Source organism: Duganella sacchari (assembly GCF_900143065.1).
Taxonomy (GTDB): Bacteria; Pseudomonadota; Gammaproteobacteria; order Burkholderiales; family Burkholderiaceae_D; genus Rugamonas; species Rugamonas sacchari.
Genome location: NZ_FRCX01000004.1, coordinates 284005 through 304011, shown reverse-complemented (window position 1 = coordinate 304011; position 20007 = coordinate 284005). Strand labels below are relative to the sequence as shown.

Annotated in this window: 10 protein-coding genes; 6 read left to right on the top strand and 4 right to left on the bottom strand. The window is 62.4% G+C overall.

Going from position 1 to position 20007, the window contains the following annotated elements; all coding sequences use genetic code 11:
• Window positions 1-10 precede the first annotated feature (10 nt).
• Window positions 11-3028, bottom strand: a complete 3018-nt coding sequence (locus BUA36_RS10440) for a CHASE domain-containing protein (protein ID WP_229255663.1) — start codon at window positions 3026-3028, stop codon at window positions 11-13.
• A gap of 394 nt (window positions 3029-3422) precedes the next feature.
• On the opposite strand from BUA36_RS10440, the gene BUA36_RS10435 reads away from it, so the two are divergent.
• The 3 genes from BUA36_RS10435 to BUA36_RS10425 are packed head-to-tail and all read left to right on the top strand — an operon-like array spanning window position 3423 to window position 11163.
• Window positions 3423-5297: a putative bifunctional diguanylate cyclase/phosphodiesterase gene (locus BUA36_RS10435; RefSeq protein ID WP_072784159.1), complete on the top strand. Its 1875-nt coding sequence runs from the start codon at window positions 3423-3425 to the stop codon at window positions 5295-5297.
• A 2-nt stretch (window positions 5298-5299) separates the two neighbouring features.
• Complete coding sequence (locus BUA36_RS10430) at window positions 5300-10201, top strand: HAMP domain-containing protein (RefSeq protein WP_208861876.1); 4902 nt, start codon at window positions 5300-5302, stop codon at window positions 10199-10201.
• Window positions 10201-11163, top strand: coding sequence for a CheR family methyltransferase (locus BUA36_RS10425; RefSeq protein ID WP_084560091.1), 963 nt, complete (start codon window positions 10201-10203; stop codon window positions 11161-11163). The genes BUA36_RS10430 and BUA36_RS10425 overlap by 1 nt, the downstream gene beginning before the upstream one ends.
• Here the strand turns inward: BUA36_RS10425 and BUA36_RS10420 are convergent.
• Together BUA36_RS10420 and BUA36_RS10415 are read right to left on the bottom strand one after the other, a co-directional pair.
• The gene (locus BUA36_RS10420; protein ID WP_072784155.1) at window positions 11160-11786 is read right to left on the bottom strand and encodes a glutathione S-transferase family protein; all 627 of its coding nucleotides are present in this window, start codon (window positions 11784-11786) and stop codon (window positions 11160-11162) included. The genes BUA36_RS10425 and BUA36_RS10420 overlap by 4 nt on opposite strands.
• A complete protein-coding gene (locus BUA36_RS10415; RefSeq protein ID WP_072784153.1) occupies window positions 11783-12451 on the bottom strand; it encodes a glutathione S-transferase family protein in 669 nt (222 codons plus the stop codon). The genes BUA36_RS10420 and BUA36_RS10415 overlap by 4 nt, the downstream gene beginning before the upstream one ends.
• A 124-nt stretch (window positions 12452-12575) precedes the next feature.
• Between BUA36_RS10415 and BUA36_RS10410 the strand changes: the two genes are divergently transcribed.
• Both BUA36_RS10410 and BUA36_RS10405 read left to right on the top strand, forming a co-directional pair.
• Entirely contained in the window at window positions 12576-15236 is a 2661-nt protein-coding gene (locus tag BUA36_RS10410) for a M1 family metallopeptidase (protein ID WP_072784151.1), read from the top strand.
• A gap of 369 nt (window positions 15237-15605) precedes the next feature.
• The gene (locus tag BUA36_RS10405; protein WP_072784149.1) at window positions 15606-16310 is read left to right on the top strand and encodes a YceI family protein; all 705 of its coding nucleotides are present in this window, start codon (window positions 15606-15608) and stop codon (window positions 16308-16310) included.
• 132 nt (window positions 16311-16442) lie between these two features.
• Here BUA36_RS10405 and BUA36_RS10400 read toward each other — a convergent pair whose 3' ends face one another.
• A complete protein-coding gene (locus BUA36_RS10400) occupies window positions 16443-17072 on the bottom strand; it encodes a LysE family translocator (RefSeq protein ID WP_072784147.1) in 630 nt (209 codons plus the stop codon).
• A gap of 102 nt (window positions 17073-17174) precedes the next feature.
• On the opposite strand from BUA36_RS10400, the gene BUA36_RS10395 reads away from it, so the two are divergent.
• The gene (locus BUA36_RS10395) at window positions 17175-20006 is read left to right on the top strand and encodes a hybrid sensor histidine kinase/response regulator (RefSeq protein WP_072784145.1); all 2832 of its coding nucleotides are present in this window, start codon (window positions 17175-17177) and stop codon (window positions 20004-20006) included.
• Window position 20007: the final 1 nt, after the last annotated feature.

The window sequence follows — 20007 nt, the reverse complement described above, 5'->3', positions numbered from 1 at the left end:
TATTATCGCTCTAGCCCGGGTCGTATGCCAGCAGTTCCTGCTCCACCAGTTGATCCAGCACATCCAGCATGGCGTGCAGTTCGCCGACGATGCGGCGGGCATTGCCGGCATCCGGGTCGTGACGGACTTTTTCCAGCGCCAGGCACAGATTCCCGAACTGCATGGCGCCCACCGCGCGCGCAGCAGACTTGGTGCGGTGACCCAGTTCCGACAGATGCGCCAGGTCTTCCATGGCCAGCGCCTCGTCGATTTCCTGCAGGCCGTCGCGCGCGGAAGTCAGGAACAGCGCGGCGTATTTGCGCATCTTGTCCGGCTTGCCGGAGAAGGTCTCGGCCAGCGCCGCGACATCAAACATCTCGACCGGCGCTTCCGGGTCCGGCGCCGGCGCCGCAATCACCATCGGCATGGCCGGCGCCGACGGCGCCGTCTGGCGCGGTACAAATACCGGCAGCACGGCCGCCCCTTCCGGCACCGAGAAATAGGACGGCGGCGGCGGCACCGGCTTGCGCGGCGGGTTGGCCGCACGCGCGCGCTGGCTCATCCACTTGGCCAGCATATCGAACAGCAGCTTGGGCGCAATGGGCTTGGTGACAAATTCGTCCATGCCCGCATCCAGGCAGCGCTGCTGGTCATCGCGGCCGGCGTTGGCGGTCATCGCGATAATCAGCGTCGCCGACAGCTTGGGGTGGGCGCGTATCAGGCGCGTGGCTTCGTAGCCGTCCATTACCGGCATCTGCACATCCATCAATACGCAGTCGAAGCGCTCCTTGAGCATCAGATCGATGGCTTCCTTGCCGTTGTTGGCCACGCAGACCGTGGCGCCGGCATCCTCCAGCAGTTCCTGCCCCACCTGCTGGCTGAAGATATTGTCCTCGACCAGCAGGATCGAGGCGCCGCGTATGCTATCCAGCACATCCGGCTGCACCAACTCGTCGCTCTGCTGCAGGAAGCGCACGCCCTTGGCCAGGCGCGCAGTAAACCAGAAGGTGCTGCCCTCGCCCGGCTTGCTGTCGACACCAACGCCGCCGCCCATGAGCTCCGCCAGCTGCTTGCTGATGACCAGGCCCAGTCCCGTGCCGCCGTAGCGCCGCGTGGTCGACGTATCGGCCTGGTGGAAGGACTGGAACAGCTGCGCCACCTGCTCCGGCGTCATGCCGATGCCATGATCCACCACCTCGAAGCGCACCATGATATTGCTGTCGCGTTCCTCGACCGGACGCGCGCGGATAATGACTTTGCCGTCTTCGGAAAACTTGATGGCATTGCTGGTGAAGTTGAGCAGCACCTGCTCCAGCCGCAGCGGATCGCCACGCAGCTGATGCGACAGGCCTGGCCAGATCTCGTAGACCAGCTCCAGTCCCTTGGCCTGCGCGCTCTCGCCCAGCTGGCTGGAGATATTGGCCAGCAGCGCATCCAGCGTAAAGTCCAGCACCTCCAGGTCCATCTTGCCCGCCTCGATCTTGGAGAAGTCCAGGATGTCGTTGATGATGCCCAGCAGATGCTGGCCCGAATGGTAAATCTTCTGCAGATAGTCGCGCTGCTTGGGATGGGTCACCGTCTTCAGCGCCAGGTGCGCCATGCCGATAATCGAATTCATCGGCGTGCGGATCTCATGGCTCATATTCGACAGGAAGTCGCTCTTGGCCTGGTTGGCGGCATCCGCTTCATCCTTGAGCTTATGCAGCGCCGTAACGTCGGTCGCCAGCCCGATCACGGCCGTGGACGAGCGTCCCAGCTCCACCGGCACCTTGACGGTCCACTGGTGCTGCACCTCGCCGTTGCGGTCCACATACTGCGACTCGCCCGAGCGCTTGACCAGGTCCGCAAAGATCGGCCGTTCCTGCGCCCACGCCGCATCGGCCACGTTGGCCGGCATCAGCTCGCGGTCACGCTTGCCGATGATGTCCTCGACCGGCAAACCCATGGACTCGGCCATGCGCGCGTTCACATAGATATAGCGCCGGTTCTGGTCCTTCATGTAGACATGCGCGTCAACGTTGTTGAGCACCGTGTCCAGCAACAGGCCTTGCTTGAGCGCGCGCCGGCGCGACGCATACAGCACGAACACATAGCTGTACAACAGCAGCGTGCCGGCAAACCCCGTGAGCGCGGCGATGCGCGGGAAGTACAGGTCAAAGCCGGTCAGCAACGCCTCTTTCTTCACCTGGAAATGCGCTTTCCACAAGCTGCCGTTGAAGTCGATCGGCAGCACGGTTTCGAAATACTTGTCCAACTCAGCGGCCGGCAACGGCGTTGCCTCCATGGCGCCGTTATCGTTGAACAGCAGGCGGTCCGTCTTTTCGATCACCAGCCGGCGCTGTTCGACATCCGTACTGCCGTCCGCGTACAAGGTCAGATGGACCTGGCGCACCGTCATCTCGTCAATCGCGCCCTGGACCAGACGCGGGATGCTGAAACCGGCGCCCACCGAACCGAGATAGGCCGCGCGCCGCTCATCGACCGTCCCCAGGCGCATATTGCGGCGATAGACAGGCAGGCGTACGCCCAGACCGAAATGCGGCGTCGGTTGCCGCACCACGATCGGCAAGCCGGATGCGGCCACCAGCCCACTGTCACGCGCACCGTTCAGCATCTTGGCGACCAGCGGATTGGCGGCGATATCGACCCCAAGCCGCTCTTCCACCAGGGAAGACGGCTCCAGATAGGTCAGCACCGCATACTGGTCGCGCCGGCCCGCCGGCTTGATGTCAAACGCCGGATAGCCTTCCGCGCGCACGCTGGCCACAAACGCATCTCGCTGCGCATCCTGGACCAGCGGCGCCCAGGTCAGCGCCTCGATCGCCGGGAAATAGCGCGCAATATCCAGGTTCACCACATACTGGTGGAACTGTTCGCGCGTGATGTGGTCCGAAGTCTGGAACAGCGCCGCCAGGCCGCGCGTGAGGTCGGAATACGATTTGATGCGCGCAGAAATGCCGTACTGCGTGCTGCGCGCCAGATTTTCAAACCGCAGTGCCGCATCGGCATCCACCGTTTTGGCGGCCGTGCCGTACAACGCAGCGCCCATCCCGGTTGCCAATGCGAAGCCCACGCCCCAAAAAATCAGGCGCGAACCCGTGACCGCTTTCCCCCTGTTAGTTGTTTTGAACATGCAGGATCACTTTAAAAACGGAATTCTTTTGCATCACAGCAGCATACTATTAATGCTGCATAGGAACCAGAGGAAGAATTGGTGAGAATTTGAAATTAATTACTTCTTGAATACAAGCAATTACTGTCAATCGTGCGCACAGGAAAATTTAATTCCGATAATATTTTCAGGCTATAAAAGATGGAAAAACAGTTGGTAAAACGATAAAATAATAACCGCATGCGCCTTGCGGCAGTGCACAATTTTTGCTTGACTCTCTACCTTACAAGAGTATCTTTTTACCTTCCAAACCGCTATCTTCGACGCCGCCGTGCAGATTCCAAAAGTTCTCCTCGTCAATGACGATCAGGCCAGCCTGTACGCGCTGGAAAGCTTGCTGCTCGATGCAGCCGATCAGCATTTACATGAATTGATTACCGCCGCTTCCGGCAAAGAAGCGTTGCGCCAGGTGTTGTTGCATGAATTTGCAGTGATATTGCTGGACGTCAGCATGCCCGGCATGGATGGTTTTGAAACCGCCGAGGCCATCCACTCGCATCCGCGTTCGGCCGGCACGCCGATTATTTTCATCACCGCCCACTATGCGGATGAATTAAACCGGCTCAAGGCTTATCAGAAAGGTGCGGCCGATTACCTGTTCACGCCGGTGATACCGCAAATCCTGCAAACCAAGGTAGCGGTGTTTGTGGAAATGGCCAAGAAGAATATGCAGCTGCGCATCAAGACCGAAGAGCTGGCGCGGCTCAACCAGGACTTGCGCGTGCAGCGCCTGCAGGATCTGGAGCGCATCAACCGCGAACTCGAACAGGAAATCAAGGAGCGCAAACAGGCGGAGCAGCGTGCGCATGAATTGTCCACGCGCGACGCCCTGACCAACCTGATCAACCGCCGCGCGCTGATACAGCAGCTTGAGCATGCAGTCGCCACCGCCGACCGCAGCGGCGTCGGCTTTGCGCTGCTGTTCCTCGACCTGGACAAATTCAAGCCGATCAACGACACCTACGGCCACGAGGCCGGCGACGAGCTGCTACGCCAGGTCGCGGCGCGGCTGACCGCCGCCGTGCGCGTGGCCGACGTGGTGGCGCGGCTTGGCGGCGACGAATTCGTCGTGCTCATCGAAGGCAAATCGGCCTCCGCCAACGCCGCCCGCGTGGCGCGCAAGATCGAGCTGGCCTGCGCCCTGCCCTTCGACATCGGGCAGCACCGCCTGAAGACCGCCGCCAGCATTGGCATCGCCCTGTATCCGGAGGACGGCAGCGACGCCCAGGCGTTGATGAAGAACGCCGACACCGCCATGTACCACGCCAAGAAGAACAGCGCCACGCCGGTGCAGTTCTTCCATGAAGAGCTCAATGTACGCGAGCGTGAACGTGAACAGTGGACGCTGGAATTGCGCAAGGCGCTCGCCGCCGGCCAACTGGAACTGCATTATGAACCCCAGGTCGATCTGCGCAGCGGCCGCGTGATTGCCGCGGAAGCGCTGCTGTACTGGCGCCATCCGGTGCGCGGCCTGCTGGACGCCGCGCACTTCCTGCCGCTGGTGCAGGAGCGCGCCCTGCTCGACCGCATCGATGCCTGGGTGGTGGGACAGTGCTGCTCGCAAGCCTCGCTGTGGCAAAGCCTGAGCGGTGCGGCGCAGTCGCCACCGCTGTGCATCTGGCTCAACCTGGCCACGCCGCAGCTGCATGCGGACCTGCTGCAGGTGTTGCTGCCGGCCATGCGCAAGCATGGCCTGGCGCCCGGCAGCATCGGCATAGAGCTCAACGAAAAACTGCTGCTCGGCCCTACCGAGCCGCTGGCGCAGATGCTGACGCAAATGCACAGCACCGGCGTACGCATCGCGCTGGACGATTTCGGCAGCGCGCGCTCGTCGCTGGCGGCGTGCAAGCGCTGGCAGCTCAATGTGCTGAAAATCGACCGCAGCTTCGTGCACGGCATCGGCAACGACGAAGGCGGCACCGACATCGTGGCAGCCGTCATCCACCTCGCCAGGGCGCTGTCCATGCGCGTGGTGGCGCTGGGCGTGGAGACACGCCAGCAACTGGAAGTACTGCAATCGCTGGGCTGCCACACCTGCCAGGGCGAACTGTTTTATCCGCCGCTACCGGCGGCCGGGCTGCTGGAACAAACCAGCATTGCTGATCTGGACACCACTACACCTTCCCTCCTAAGCAACGAGGAATAGCCATGAATAATATGACCGATATGGGCGAACAGCTGGACGCAAAAGTACTCCTGTCCACACTGATGGCACTGAAAAAAGGAGACTTCTCGGTACGCATGCCATCCGACTGGATAGGCATGGCCGGCAAGATCGCCGACACGCTCAACGACATCATCGACACCAAGTCGCGCATGGTGCGCGAGGTGACGGAGGTGAGCCGCGTGGTCGGCCGCGAAGGACGGCTGACCCAGCGCGCCGAAATGACCAACACCACCGGTGGCTGGGCCACCATCATCAGCTCCGTCAACACGCTGATCGACGACCTGGTACGCCCGACCACGGAAATGGCGCGCGTGATCGGCGCCGTGGCGAAAGGCGATTTGTCGCAGACCATGGCGCTGGAAGTGGACGGCCATCCGCTGAAAGGCCAGTACCTGCGCGCGGCCATGACGGCAAACACCATGGTGGAACAGCTGTCCTCCTTCTCCTCCGAAGTAACGCGCGTGGCGCGCGAGGTGGGTACCGAAGGTAAGCTGGGCGGCCAGGCACAGGTGAAAGGCGTGGCCGGCACCTGGAAGGACTTGACCGACTCGGTGAACTCCATGGCGGGTAACCTGACGTCGCAGGTGCGTAACATCGCGGAGGTGACGACGGCCGTGGCCAACGGCGACTTGTCCAAGAAGATTACCGTGGACGTGCGCGGCGAGATCCTGCAGCTGAAGGACACCATCAACGTGATGGTGGACCAGCTGCGTTCCTTCGCCTCCGAAGTGACGCGTGTGGCGCGTGAGGTGGGCACCGAGGGCAAGCTGGGTGGCCAGGCCTATGTGCCGGGCGTGGGCGGCACCTGGAAGGACTTGACCGACAACGTCAACTTCATGGCGTCCAACCTGACGGGCCAGGTGCGTAACATCGCGGCGGTGACGACGGCGGTGGCCAATGGCGACCTGTCGAAGAAGATCACGGTGGACGTGAAGGGCGAGATTCTCGAACTGAAAAACACCATCAACGTGATGGTGGACCAGCTATCCTCCTTCGCCTCCGAGGTGACGCGCGTAGCGCGTGAGGTGGGTACCGAAGGTAAGCTGGGCGGCCAGGCGCAGGTAAAAGGCGTGGCCGGTACCTGGAAGGACTTGACCGACTCGGTGAACTCGATGGCGGGTAACCTGACGGGCCAGGTGCGTAACATCGCCGACGTGACCACCGCCGTGGCAAACGGCGACTTGTCCAAGAAGATTACCGTGGACGTGAAAGGCGAGATTCTCGAACTGAAAAACACCATCAACGTGATGGTGGACCAGCTGAACTCCTTCGCCTCCGAAGTAACGCGCGTGGCGCGCGAGGTGGGTACCGAAGGTAAACTGGGCGGCCAGGCCAACGTGCCCGGCGTGGCCGGTACCTGGAAGGACTTGACCGACGGCGTGAACTCCATGGCAGGTAACCTGACGGGCCAGGTGCGTAACATCGCCGACGTGACCACGGCGGTGGCCAACGGCGACCTGTCGAAGAAAATCACGGTGGACGTGAAAGGCGAGATTCTCGAACTGAAAAATACCATCAACGTGATGGTGGACCAGTTGTCCTCGTTCGCTTCGGAGGTGACGCGTGTGGCGCGTGAGGTGGGTACCGAAGGCAAGCTGGGCGGCCAGGCTTACGTGCCCGGCGTGGGCGGCACCTGGAAGGACTTGACCGACAATGTGAACTTCATGGCGTCCAACCTGACAGGCCAGGTGCGTAACATCGCGGCCGTGACGACGGCGGTGGCGCGTGGCGACTTGTCCAAGAAAATCACGGTGGACGTGAAGGGTGAGATTCTGGAACTGAAAGACACCATCAATGTGATGGTGGACCAGCTGTCCTCCTTCGCTTCCGAGGTGACGCGCGTGGCGCGTGAGGTGGGTACCGAAGGTAAGCTGGGCGGCCAGGCCAACGTGTCCGGCGTGGCCGGTACCTGGAAGGACTTGACCGAGAACGTCAACCAGCTGGCCGCCAATCTGACCAACCAGGTGCGCGCGATCGCGGAGGTGGCAACGGCGGTGACGCGCGGCGACTTGTCCCGGTCCATCCAGGTGGAAGCGCGCGGCGAGGTGTCCTACCTCAAGGACAACATCAATGAGATGATCCGTAACCTGAAAGACACCACGCTGAAAAACGCGCAGCAGGACTGGCTGAAAACCAACCTGGCGCGTTTCACCCGTCTGCTGCAAGGTCAGCGCGACCTGCAAGCCGTGACCAAGCTGATTCTGTCCGAGCTGGCGCCGCTGGTATCGGCGCACCACGGCGTGTTCTACATGATGGACTCGCAGGACTCCGACGCCCGCCTGCGCATGATCGCCAGCTACGGCTACCGTTCCAGCCGCAAGCTGCCCACCTCCTTCCTGCCGGGTGAAGGCCTGGTGGGCCAGTGCGCGCTGGAGAAAGTGCGTATCTGGCTGACCGACGTGCCGCGCGATTACATCGTCGTTTCGTCGGGCCTGGGCGCGGCGCCGCCGACCAACATCGTGGTGCTGCCTATCCTGTTCGAGCAGCAGGTGAAGGCGGTGATCGAGATTGCCTCGCTGGACCGCTTCACGGAAACCCACCTGTCCTTCCTCGACCAGCTGATGGAGTCCATCGGCGTGGTGCTGAACACCATCGAGGCAAACAGCCGTACCGAGTCGCTGCTGACGCAGTCGCAATCGCTGGCACAAGAGCTGCAACAGACCAACCAGGAGCTGGCGGAAAAAGCCCGCCTGCTGTCCGAGCAGAACATCGAGGTGGAACGCAAGAACCGCGAGGTGGAGCAGGCAAAACTGGCGCTGGAAGAAAAAGCCACCCAGCTGGCGCTGTCCTCCAAGTACAAATCCGAGTTCCTGGCGAATATGTCGCACGAGCTGCGCACGCCGCTGAACTCCCTGCTGATCCTGGCGCAGCAGCTGGGCGACAACCCGGACGGCAACCTGTCGCCGAAGCAGGTGGAATTCGCCAAGACCATTCACGGCTCCGGCTCCGACCTGCTGACGCTGATTAACGACATTCTGGACCTGTCGAAGATCGAATCCGGTACCGTGACGCTGGACGTGTCCGAGTACCGCTTCCAGAATCTGCGCAATTACGTCGACCGTACCTTCCGCCACATGGCAGAGGCCAAGCATCTGGGCTTCTACGTAGAGCTCAAGGACAACCTGCCAACCGCGATGATGACCGACACCACGCGCTTGCAGCAGGTGCTGAAAAACCTGCTGTCGAACGCCTTCAAGTTCACCACGCACGGCCAGGTCTCGCTGGTCATCAGCCTGGTCAACAGCGGCTTCACCAGCGACCACCCGAATCTGCTGCATGCGGATGCGGTGCTGGCGTTTGGCGTCAGCGATACCGGCGTGGGGATTGCCTCGGACAAGCTGCAGCTGATCTTTGAAGCATTCCAGCAGGCCGACGGTTCCACCGCGCGCAAATATGGCGGCACGGGCCTGGGCCTGTCGATTTCGCGCGAGCTGGCGCGTCTGCTGGGCGGCGAAATCCGGGTCGAATCCGTGGTCGGCAGCGGCTCGACCTTTACCCTGTTCCTGCCCTATAACCGCGCGGGCTTCGTCAATTACGACATTAACCGCCAGCCGCAGGTCCGCATGCCGCTGCCGGCGCCGCAAGTAGTGTACACACCGCCGCAGGCCGGGCATGTGCTGCCCGAGCACGATGCCCTCAGCAACCTCAATGAGCTCGATGCCGATCTCGATGAATACAGCGGCAGCGATGACCGCGGCCTGGTGGCGCCTGGCGATCCTTCGGTGCTGATTATCGAAGACGACGAGCGCTTCTCGCAGATCGTGCTGGGCTTCGCGCGCGAGAAGAACTTCAAGGGCATCGTCACCATGCAGGGCGATTCGGCACTGAGCCTGGCGCGTGACTACCTGCCGTCCGCCATCCTGCTCGATCTGGACTTGCCGGACATCGACGGCTTTACGGTGCTGGACCGCCTGAAACGCGACCCCAGCACGCGCCACATTCCCGTGCACGTGATGTCCTCGCTGCGCGAGCGTGAGCGCGCATTGCGTCTGGGCGCCATCTCCTACCTGAACAAGCCGGTCAGCAAGGAGGCGCTGCAGGAAGAGTTCAGCCGCATCCAGAAGTTCCTGCTGGGCGGCAAACGCAGCCTGCTGGTGGTGGACGACGAACCGGCGCAACGCGAATCCATCGTCGCGCTGATCGGCGACGTCGACATCCACATCGTCGCCGTGGACACCGGCCAGGCGGCGCTGGATGCGCTGCGCGAGCAGCGCTTCGACTGCATGGTGCTGGACCTGACGCTGCCGGACATCAGCGGTTTCGACCTGCTGGACATCATCGGCAAGGATGAATCCCTGCGCGACCTGCCCATCGTCATCAACACCGCCAAGGACCTGAACCGCAAGGAAGTGGCCAAGCTCAAACGCTACGCCAAGACCATCGTCATCAAGGATGCGCGTTCGCCGGAACGCCTGCTGGACGAGACGGCGCTGTTCCTGCACCGTTCCCAGGCCAGCCTGCCGGAAGCGCAGCGCCGCATGCTGGAAGAAATCCACGCGGCCGAAGGCGGCCTGGCAGGACGCAAGGTGCTGATCGTCGATGATGACTTGCGCAATATCTTCGCCCTGTCCTCGCTGCTTGAGCGCCAGCAGATGCAGGTGCTGTTTGCCGAAAACGGCCGTGACGGCATCGAGGTGCTGGAGCGCGATCCGACCATCGAGATCGTCCTCATGGACATCATGATGCCGGAGATGGATGGCTACGACACCATGCGCGCAATCCGCCGCATACCGAAGTTCAAGTCGCTGCCGATCATTACGCTGACGGCCAAGGCGATGAAGGGCGACCGTGACAAGTGTATCGCCGCCGGCGCTTCGGACTACATCACCAAGCCGGTGGATGTGGCACAGCTGCTGTCGCTGATGCGCGTGTGGTTGCATTGATGTCGTCGCTGTTCGCGTCCATCAAGGCAGCGCTGCTGGGCGACGATGCCGCCGCGCCGCACGCGAGCGTGCAGGCGGCGACGGCATCAATTGGCACGTCCGGCATCGTCTCCGGCGGCCATGCGGCCCGCCGCCATTCGCCGTCCACGGTTGAGGAGCTGGAGCTGGAACTGCTGCTGGAAGCGCTGTTCCAATGCCACGGCTACGACTTCCGTGGCTACGAGCGTGCCGTGGTCGAACGCAAGGTGCAGGCCTTGCAGGCCAGCCTTGGCCTGCCAACCATCTCGGCCCTGCAATCACGCGTGCTGCACGATGAGGCCACCTATAACGCCCTGCTGCGCGCGCTGTACGTGACGCCGGCGCTGATGTTTGACAACGCGGCGGAAGTGTCGATGCTGCGCCTATCGCTGGGCATTTGCCTGCACGGCGCCGCCTTGCCGCGCGTCTGGCTGGCCGACTGCGCGGGCGTCCAGCAAGCCTGGACGCTGGCCATCCTGCTGGAACAGGAACAGCTTGCGACGCGCACGGAAATCCATGCCACGGTCGCCAGCGACGCCATGCTGGCCGAGGTCCGGCAAGCCAGCCTGCCCATGGACCGCCTCGGCGAACTGCAGGGGAACTATATCCGCAGCGGCGGCGTCGGCAAACTGATTGACTACTTCGACGTCAGTGAGGACGGCACCCGCGCCGTACTGAAAAGCCATCTGAGCAACCGCATCACGTGGTCCCAATACAATCTGGTGACCGACGCCTCGTTCAACGAATTCCAGATGATACTGGGCCACCGCGCCCTGCCGGACTTTGGGCCGTCATTGCGCAAGCGCGTGCTCCAGCTATTCCACGACAGCCTGGCGCCGTTCGGCATGCTGGCCCTTGATCGTCCGCTCGACCAGCACGACCCGCTGGCGCGCGATTACAAAGCCATCCTCGCGCACCAGCCCTGGTACAAGCGGGTCGCTTAATACACGACCGAAGCGCTGGGCCGTTCGGCAATGCGGTCGCGCCATGCCTGCAGATGCGCCATGCCTTCCTGCCCCGGCCGGAATTTCATGAGCCCGCGTGCAAACTCCAGCGCGCAGAAGGCGGTGATATCCGCAATCGTGAAACGCTGCCCTGCCACGTAAGGTTGCGTGGCCAGCACCTGGTCCAGCCAGCGCGCCGTTTCGCGCATCCGCTCTCCCTGCACTGCGCCATATTCGGGAAACTGCGGCTGCTCCAGGATGGCCAGCCCTGGATGCGTGTGGCGGATGTAATTGGCGGCGCCGTAAAACAGATGCAGTTCCACGCGGCGGTCCGTCATCTCGATGAACGCGCGCTCATCGTAGCCATCGCCCATCAGATTGGGTTCCGGCGCATAGCCTTCCAGCCAGCTGCATATGGCGCGCGTCTCGCACAAGATGCGGCCGTCATCCAGTTCCAGCGCCGGCACACGGCCAAACGGATTGAGGGCCAGGTATTCCGGACTGCGGTTCTGGACCGTGGCAAGATCGATCTGCACCTGCGCGATATCGGTCAGCCCCTTTTCCGCGATGAACATTGCCACGCGGCGCGGATTGGGTGCACGGGACGACGTATAGAATTTCATCGCGACTGCCCCGTCTCCAGCATGGTACGCACGGTGGTGGGGTCGGTGCGTTCGGCGCGCGGCGGCAGCAGGATGCCGCGCTGTACCGCAGGGCGCGCGGCGATCGCCGCGATCCAGCGCTGCAAATGCGGCAGCTCATGCACCGTCACGCCTGACCATTCATGCGTGCGTACCCAGGCCCAGTTGGCGATATCGGCAATCGAGTAGTCGCCCGCCAGATATTCATGGTGCGCCAGATGGCTATCCAGTACGCGGAACAAACGCTTGCTCTCGCCCTGGTAGCGGTCGATGGCCGGCTGTATCCTCTCCGGGAAGTAGCGGTGGAAGACATTGGCCTGCCCCATCATCGGACCGACGCCGCCCATCTGGAACATCAGCCATTGCAACACCTGCGAGCGGCCTTTGAAATCGGTAGGCATCAATTCGCCGGTCTTTTCGGCGAGGTAAATCAGGATGGCGCCGGACTCAAATACCGCGAAGTTATCTTCCGTACGGTCCACAATCGCGGGAATACGGCCGTTCGGGTTGAGCGCTAAAAACCACGGCTCCTTTTGTTCGCCAGCGGACAAATCCAGCGCGTGCAGCGTATAAACCAGCTCCAGCTCTTCCAGAGCGATGGAGACTTTATGGCCATTGGGTGTGGCGGCCGTGTACAGATCGATCATGTCTTCGCCTTCGGTTTGGTGGGCTAGCCCAAATCATAATCCTATTTGGGATTTGACAGCGCCTGCGCTTCGCCGTAGATTGCACGCTTGCCCAAAAGGCCTTTACATCTTACAAAGGATTAGCATGCAACGCAGTTTGATTTCGCTCGCCGTGACGGCGCTGATGGGATTGTCCGCCGGCGCGCCGGCACTGGCCGCTGCCGCACCTGCCGCCAAGGCTGCGCAGGTCACCACCCAGCTCCCGCGCACCGCCGTTCCGACGCACTACGCCGTTTCGCTGACGCCGGATGCGGCCAACAGCAGTTTCAGCGCCAGCGTTACCATCGCGATCGAGATCAAACAAGCCACCAACCGCCTGACGCTGAACGCCTCCGAGCTCAAATTCAGCGCGGCCAACATCAGCGCCGGTCCGGGCAAAGCGGTGCATGCCGCCAGCAAGATCGACGTCAACGAAGAACAGCAGACCGCCACCTTCCATTTTGCCGAAGCGCTCAAGCCGGGCAGCTACCAGCTCAAGCTGGATTACACCGGCGTGATCGGCACCCAGGCTTCCGGCATGTTCTCGCTGGACTATGAAAACGGCGGCGCCAAAAAGCGCGCGCTGTACACGCAGTTTGAAAACTCGGATGCGCGCCGCGTGATCCCGTCGTGGGATGAGCCGTTCTACAAAGCCACCTTCGCGCTGGAAGCCACGGTGCCCGCCGGCCAGATGGCCGTGTCGAACATGCCGGTGGCCTCCACCACCAAACTGGCGGACGGACGTGAGCTGGTGCGCTTCGCGACCTCGCCCAAGATGTCGACCTACCTGCTGTTCTTCGGCCTGGGCGAATTTGAACGCGCCAGCGCCGTGGAAGATGGCGTGGAACTGGGCGTGATTACGCAAAAAGGCTCGCTGGGACAGGCCCAGTTTGCGCTGGACTCGTCACGCGCGGTGCTCAAGGAGTACAACGACTACTTTGGCGTCAAGTATCCGCTGTCCAAGCTGGACAACGTGGCCGCGCCGGGCCGCAGCCAGTTCTTCGGCGCCATGGAAAACTGGGGCGCCATCTTCACGTTTGAATATGGCATCCTGCTGGACCCGCGCACCGCGACCCAGTCGGACAAGGAAACCGCCTTCCTGGTGGCCGCGCACGAAATGGCGCACCAGTGGTTCGGCGACCTGGTCACCATGGCATGGTGGGATGACCTGTGGCTCAACGAAGGCTTCGCCTCGTGGATGGAGTCGCGCACCACCGACCGCCTGCATCCTGAATGGAACTGGAGCCTGCGCGCTGTCGGTACGCGCGAAGGTGCAATGGAACGCGATGCACTGGCCACCACCCACGCGATCGTCCAGCGCATCAATAGCGTCGAGCAAGCCAGCCAGGCATTTGACGCCATCACCTACAGCAAAGGCGAATCGGTCATCCGCATGCTGGAAAATTATGTCGGCGACGAAGCCTGGCGCACCGGCGTGCGCAGCTATATCGCCAAACATGCATACGGCAATACGGTATCAGACGATCTGTGGCGCGAAGTGGAAAAGGCGGCGCACAAGCCAGTCACCGCGATTGCCCATGACTTCACGCTGCAGCCAGGCGTACCGCTGATCCGCGTATCGGAGGCGGTCTGCAAAAACGGCAAGGCCACCATCCAGCTGACCCAGGGCGAATACAGCAAGGACCAGGAAAACAAAAAACCGCTGAGCTGGCGCGTGCCGGTGATTGCGCAAACCGTGGGCGGCGCCACGGTACGCACCGTGGTCAACGGCGGCAAGGCCAGCATGACGCTGCCGGGCTGCGGTGCGGTGCTGGTCAACGCAGGCCAGAGCGGCTACTACCGCACGCTGTATGCGCCGAAGGCATTTGCGACCTTGACGGACAGCTTCGCCACCATGCCGGCCATCGATCAACTGGGCCTGCTGGCCGACAGCTGGTCGCTGGGCATGGCCGGCCTGATGCCGGCTTCCGGCTTCATGGACCTGGCCAGCAAAGCCCCGGTCGACGCTGCACCGCAAGTATGGCAGCGGATCGCCAATGCGCTGGGCGGGCTGCACGCCCACTTCGAAGGCAAGCCAGAGCAGCGTGCGGCGCTGGACCGCTACGCGCGTGCGCGCCTGGCGCCAGTGCTGGCCCGCATCGGCTGGACCGCCGCCAAAGACGAAGCCGCGCCGGTCGCCAATCTGCGTGAGACGCTCATCACCACGCTGGGTGAGGTCGGCGACGATGGCGTGATCGCTGAGGCGCACCGCCGCTACGCCGCATTCGCAACCGACAAGGACGCCCTGCCGGCCGCGCTGCGCCGCCCGGTGCTGGGCGTGATCGCCGCCCATGCGGATGCGGCAACCTGGAACCAGCTGCGCGCCGCTGCGCAAGCCGAGCAATCGACCATGATCAAGAGCGAGCTGTATGATCTGCTGGGCTCCGCCAACGACAAGGCCCTGGCGCAGCGCGCGCTGGAGCTGGCACTGACCGATGAAGCAGGCGCCACTGCCAGCGCGTCGATTATCAGCCATGTCTCGCACGGCCATCCCGACCTGGCGTTTGACTTTGCCATCGCCCATCGCGAACAGATTGAAAAGAAAGTGGACGGCAGCTCGCGCAGCCGCTACTTCCCGGCTTTGGGCGGAAGCTCGGCAGATCCTGCCATGATCGGCAAGCTGCAAGCCTACGCCAAACAGCATCTGAGCGCTGACGCGCAAGGCGACACCAAAACCGCGATTGCCGCCATCGAGTATCGCATCAAGGTGCGCAGCAAGCGTCTGCCGCAGATCGACGCGTGGCTGGCGCAGCATCAGCGCGGCTAAGCAAAAAAAAACCAGCGCCATCGCGAGATGGTGCTGGTTGCAAAACGCTCGAAAGCGTGGGGATGTCTGCTGCTCTACGGTTCACCGGCTATCGTGCCAGTTGAACAAAATTTGTGCCGGGCTTGAACGGTCCGGCAACCGGGCGCTGGGCTTAACCTTGCGCTATGGGTGCTACTTTGCCATTGATCGGCAAGCGCAGGCTTAGGACTTCATTAAGGTAGCGGAGGAAGGGAGTGGTGCCGGTGTTTCAGGCCACCGGCCAGCCTGCTGAGCTATGCTTTGCGGATGACCGCACCAGCTTGGATGCGGGGCCAATCAAAGCACGCTGTCGCCAGCGAAGCGATAATAATTGGACAATATGACGGCTAAATGACGCACACAAACTTTACATTTCCATCACGCGCCGCCGTTGCGTGCATCGCCTGGTACGCCTTGAGCGCATGCTCGCCGCTGCCGCCGCCGCACAGCGCACCGGTGCTAAAAACGCCGCCAGCGCCGGTTGCGGCCACCGCCCCCATCGCGGCGACAGCGCCAGCCGGCCCCGTGCTACACATCGACAGCGCCAGCTCGCTGATCGCCGTGACCGTGCGCCGTGGTGGCATCCTGGCGCGCCTTGGTCACGATCATGTGGTTGCCAGCCACACCGTCAGCGGTACTGTCATGCCGTCGCAAAACCGCGCGGATCTCCAGTTCCGCCTGGACCAGCTCATCGTCGACGAAGCCGATCTGCGGCAGATTGCGGGCCTCGATAAACAGCCTTCCGCCGACGCCATCGACGGCACGCGTCACAATATGCTGAGCAAGGTGCTGGATGCCGAGCGCTATCCGCTGGTACAGATGCATGTGGAACGCATCAGCAATGCGCAAGCGCTACAAGTGAGCATCACGCTGCACGGGGTCACGCGCACGCTGGCCATTCCTGCATCGATCAGGGAAGAAAACGGCAGTATCAACGTCAAGGGTAACGTCAACCTGAAACAGACAGATTTCGGCATCACGCCGTTTTCCGTGATGGCCGGCGCCATGGCCGTACAGGATCAGATGGAACTGCGTTTCGATCTGACCGCCAGATAAAAAAAGGCCCGCAGCACGTTGTAAGGCGCGGGCCAAAGGTTTCAAATCGGGAGAGACTTGAAAGAGCAAGGACAGTATCTCAGCGCTGCATGACGCGATGATGACATCACCGCTCTCCCGAACAAACTTTTTTTAACGTGCGACGATCAGGCGCAGACCAAGGCCAACGAAGATGGCGCCGGCAATGCGGTCCATCCATTTGCCTGCGGAAGGCGTACGGTTGATCCACGCACCGACCGCGCCGGAAAAATAACCCAGCAAGCCAAACACCACCACTGCCTGCAGCGTGAACAGCAAGCCCAGTTGCGCGGTCTGCCAGCTCGCATCGCCACGCTCCGCCACCACGAATTGCGGCAGGAAGGACAGGAAGAACAACACCACCTTGGGGTTGATGCTATTGGCGAACAGCCCTTTGGTAAACAGCTTGCCCAGGCTTTCGTCCGGTAAGCCCGCGCCCTCCACGCGCGCGCCGCCGCGGCTACGCAGTGCGCCGATGCCGAGCCAGATCAGATAAGCTCCTCCCAGCAGCTTCAATGCGCCAAACGCCATGGGCGAGGCCTTGATCAGCGCCCCCACGCCCAGCGTCGCCAATACCGTATGACTGAGGCAGCCCAGCGCACAACCGAGGCCAAACATCATGCCCTGGCGACGTCCGCGTGACATGCCCATGCTGAGCACCATGAGGTTGTCCGGCCCCGGAGAAACCGTAATCAACAGCGCTGCGCCAAGAAATCCGATGAACTGTTCTGGTGAAATTAGCAAGATGTTTTCCTGTCGTGCAAAGGCGTCATCATACCAAACCGTCAAGTTCTCGTTTAAAATGAGAAATACCACTTTCACGAACAGCCGGCGCACGGACAACGAATGAGCAAAGCGAGCACGATCCACAGCCTCAGCGCGCATTTCCACCGTTATGCTTTGCTGGTGCTGCTGGCCTTCGTTGCGCTGTGCGCAAACGCGCCGGTACAGGCGCAAGCCATTGCGCTCACCCATGACAGCATCGACCTGGCCAAGGCCGGCAAGCTGTATCAGGACGAAGGCCAGCCTTATCCCGTCGATGCTGCCGGCCTGCCTGCCATGCTGGCCCGGCTCAAGCCCGCGTCCAAGGTGGACCTGCTGGGCGGCAGCTACTGGCTCTACGCAGAACTACGTAACGACGGCCGCCAGCCGGCCTGGGTCATCGATCCCAACGACACGCTGATCGACGTGGTCGATATCCAGGTCTACGGCGAGGACGGCACGATTTACCAGATGCTGACCGGCTACCGTCAACCGCACTCCTACCTTCTGCACTACGGTAAAGACATCGACCTGCAGCCGGGCCGGCGCTATCACGTGCTGATACGCTTCTCCAGTCCTTACTATGCACGCACGCCCGTGTTCTCGGTGCTGCCGCGTCCCGCCTACCAGCAGCTGGTGGCCAAGGAAAACGTTCTGATTATCGGCTCGGTTGGCGCGCTGCTGGCGCTCACCGTGTTCAACTTCTTCATCTACTCGATCACGCGCGACCGCTCTTCGCTGTACTACTCGATGTATGTGCTGTGCTACGCGGTGGCATGGGGCACGACCTTCCACATGGTGGCCGACCTGTTCGGGTGGCATAACCTGCACTGGCACTACGTCCCCTTCTTCCTGCTGCCGGTATTAAGTACGCTGTTCTACACCACCTTCCTGCGCCTGAAGGAAACCGCGCCACGCCTGTATGCGCTGAGCCGCATCAACATCGTGCTGCCGCTGGTGACGCTGCCGAGCTGCTTCCTCGCGCTCAGTTATGCACACACCATCGCCACCATCGTCATTACGATCTGGATGACCATGGCGCTCACCAGCGGCATCATCGTCTGGCGCAGCGGCTACTACCCGGCGCGTTTCTTTGTGCTAGGCTTTGTCGCGCTGATGATACCGGGGCTGCTGATCCTGCCGGCCAACGTCGGCCTGATCCCCGCCGTGGTGACCAACGCCCAGCTGTTCACCTTATTGGGCGGGACGCTGGACGGCGTGCTGCTGGCGTTTGCGCTGGCCGACCAGATCCGCCTGCTGCGCAACAACCTGGAGCAGCGCGTCAAGGAACGCACGGCGGAGCTGACGGAGGCCAAGGAGCACGCGGAAGTCGTCAGCCGCCACCGCATCGACTTCCTGTCGGCGATGAGCCACGATATCCGCACGCCGCTGGCCGGTGTAATCGGCATGATCAAGTTCGCCATGCGCGACCAGTCGGTGCGCGGACGTACGGAAGAATATCTGCGCATCGGTTTGCAGAACAGCGAGTCGCTGCTGGCCATCCTCAACGACATCCTCGACTTCTCCAAGATTGACGCTGGCCGGCTGTCGATAGAAACCGTGGACTTCGACCTGATTGCGCTCATCGACGACGCCATCGGCATCCTGCAAGGCCAGGCTGACGCCAAGAGCCTGCTGCTGCGCTCCGACCTAGCGCTGGACCTGCCACGCTATGTGCGCGGCGACCCGACCCGCCTGCGCCAGATCCTGCTTAACCTGCTGGGCAACGCCATCAAATTTACCGACCGTGGCGAAGTGCGGCTCGACGTCACCGCGCTGCTGACCAGCGACGGCTGCACCAGCGTCAGTTTCGATGTCAGCGACACCGGCCCGGGCATTCCGGCCGAAACACTGCCACGCCTGTTCCAGAAATTCGAACAGGCCGACCACTCCACCACGCGCCGCTACGGCGGCACCGGCCTTGGCCTGGCCATCTGCAAGGAGCTGGTCGAACTGATGGGCGGCGCGATTGCAGCGGAAAGCCGCGTCGGCGCCGGCTCCACGTTCAGCTTCACGCTGCCGCTGGAACTGGGTGCTGCCCCCACGCTCGACCCATCCCTGCTGCCGCGCAAGGAGCACCACGCCTACCGCCTGCGCGTGCTGTGCGCGGAAGACGTGCGCACCAACCAGATCATCGTCAGCACCCTGCTGGAAGGCATGGGCCACGATATCCGCATCGTTGAAAATGGCTTGCAGGCGCTGCACGCCCTGAGCACCGCCGCCTACGACCTGGTGCTGATGGATGGCCGAATGCCGATGATGGACGGCGAACAGGCGGCGCGCCTGATCCGCTCGGGCGGCAGCGAGGATTACCGCGTGCTGGACCCGAACATTCCGATCATCGCGCTGACCGCCAACGCCAGCGACCATGACCGCGCGCGCTATCTGGCGGTCGGCATGGATGGCTTCCTCAGCAAGCCGGTAGACGAACGCCTGCTGTACGACCAGGTGGAAAAAGTCATCGCCCAGCATCTGAGCCGTGGCCGACAGCTGCGCGCCACCGACGCGGCCCGCCTGGTGGCGGAACGCATGGTGGCGCTGGACCAGCAGTTCGGCGTGACATCCGAAGCGGCCATCGTGACCGATCCGGACACGGTGCAAATCATGCCACTGGCGGGTCTGTCGCACAAACACATGCAGCGCATCACGCAGGCCTTCCTGGATGAAGCGCCGCGCCGCCTGGAAACCGCACGCGCCGCTGTCGTCGCCGGCAACAGCACCGCAGCGGCAGCGGCCATCCATGCGCTCAAAGGCAGCGCCGGCTATCTCAACTCGCCCCACCTGCACAGCCTGTGCCACGAGATGGAAGCAGCAGCGGTGGCCGGCGACCTGGTGGAAGTCATCGACATGCTGCCCGGCGTCGAAGCCGCATTGGACAAAGCCTGTACCGACTTGCGCAGCGCCGCCGCAGCGTAAG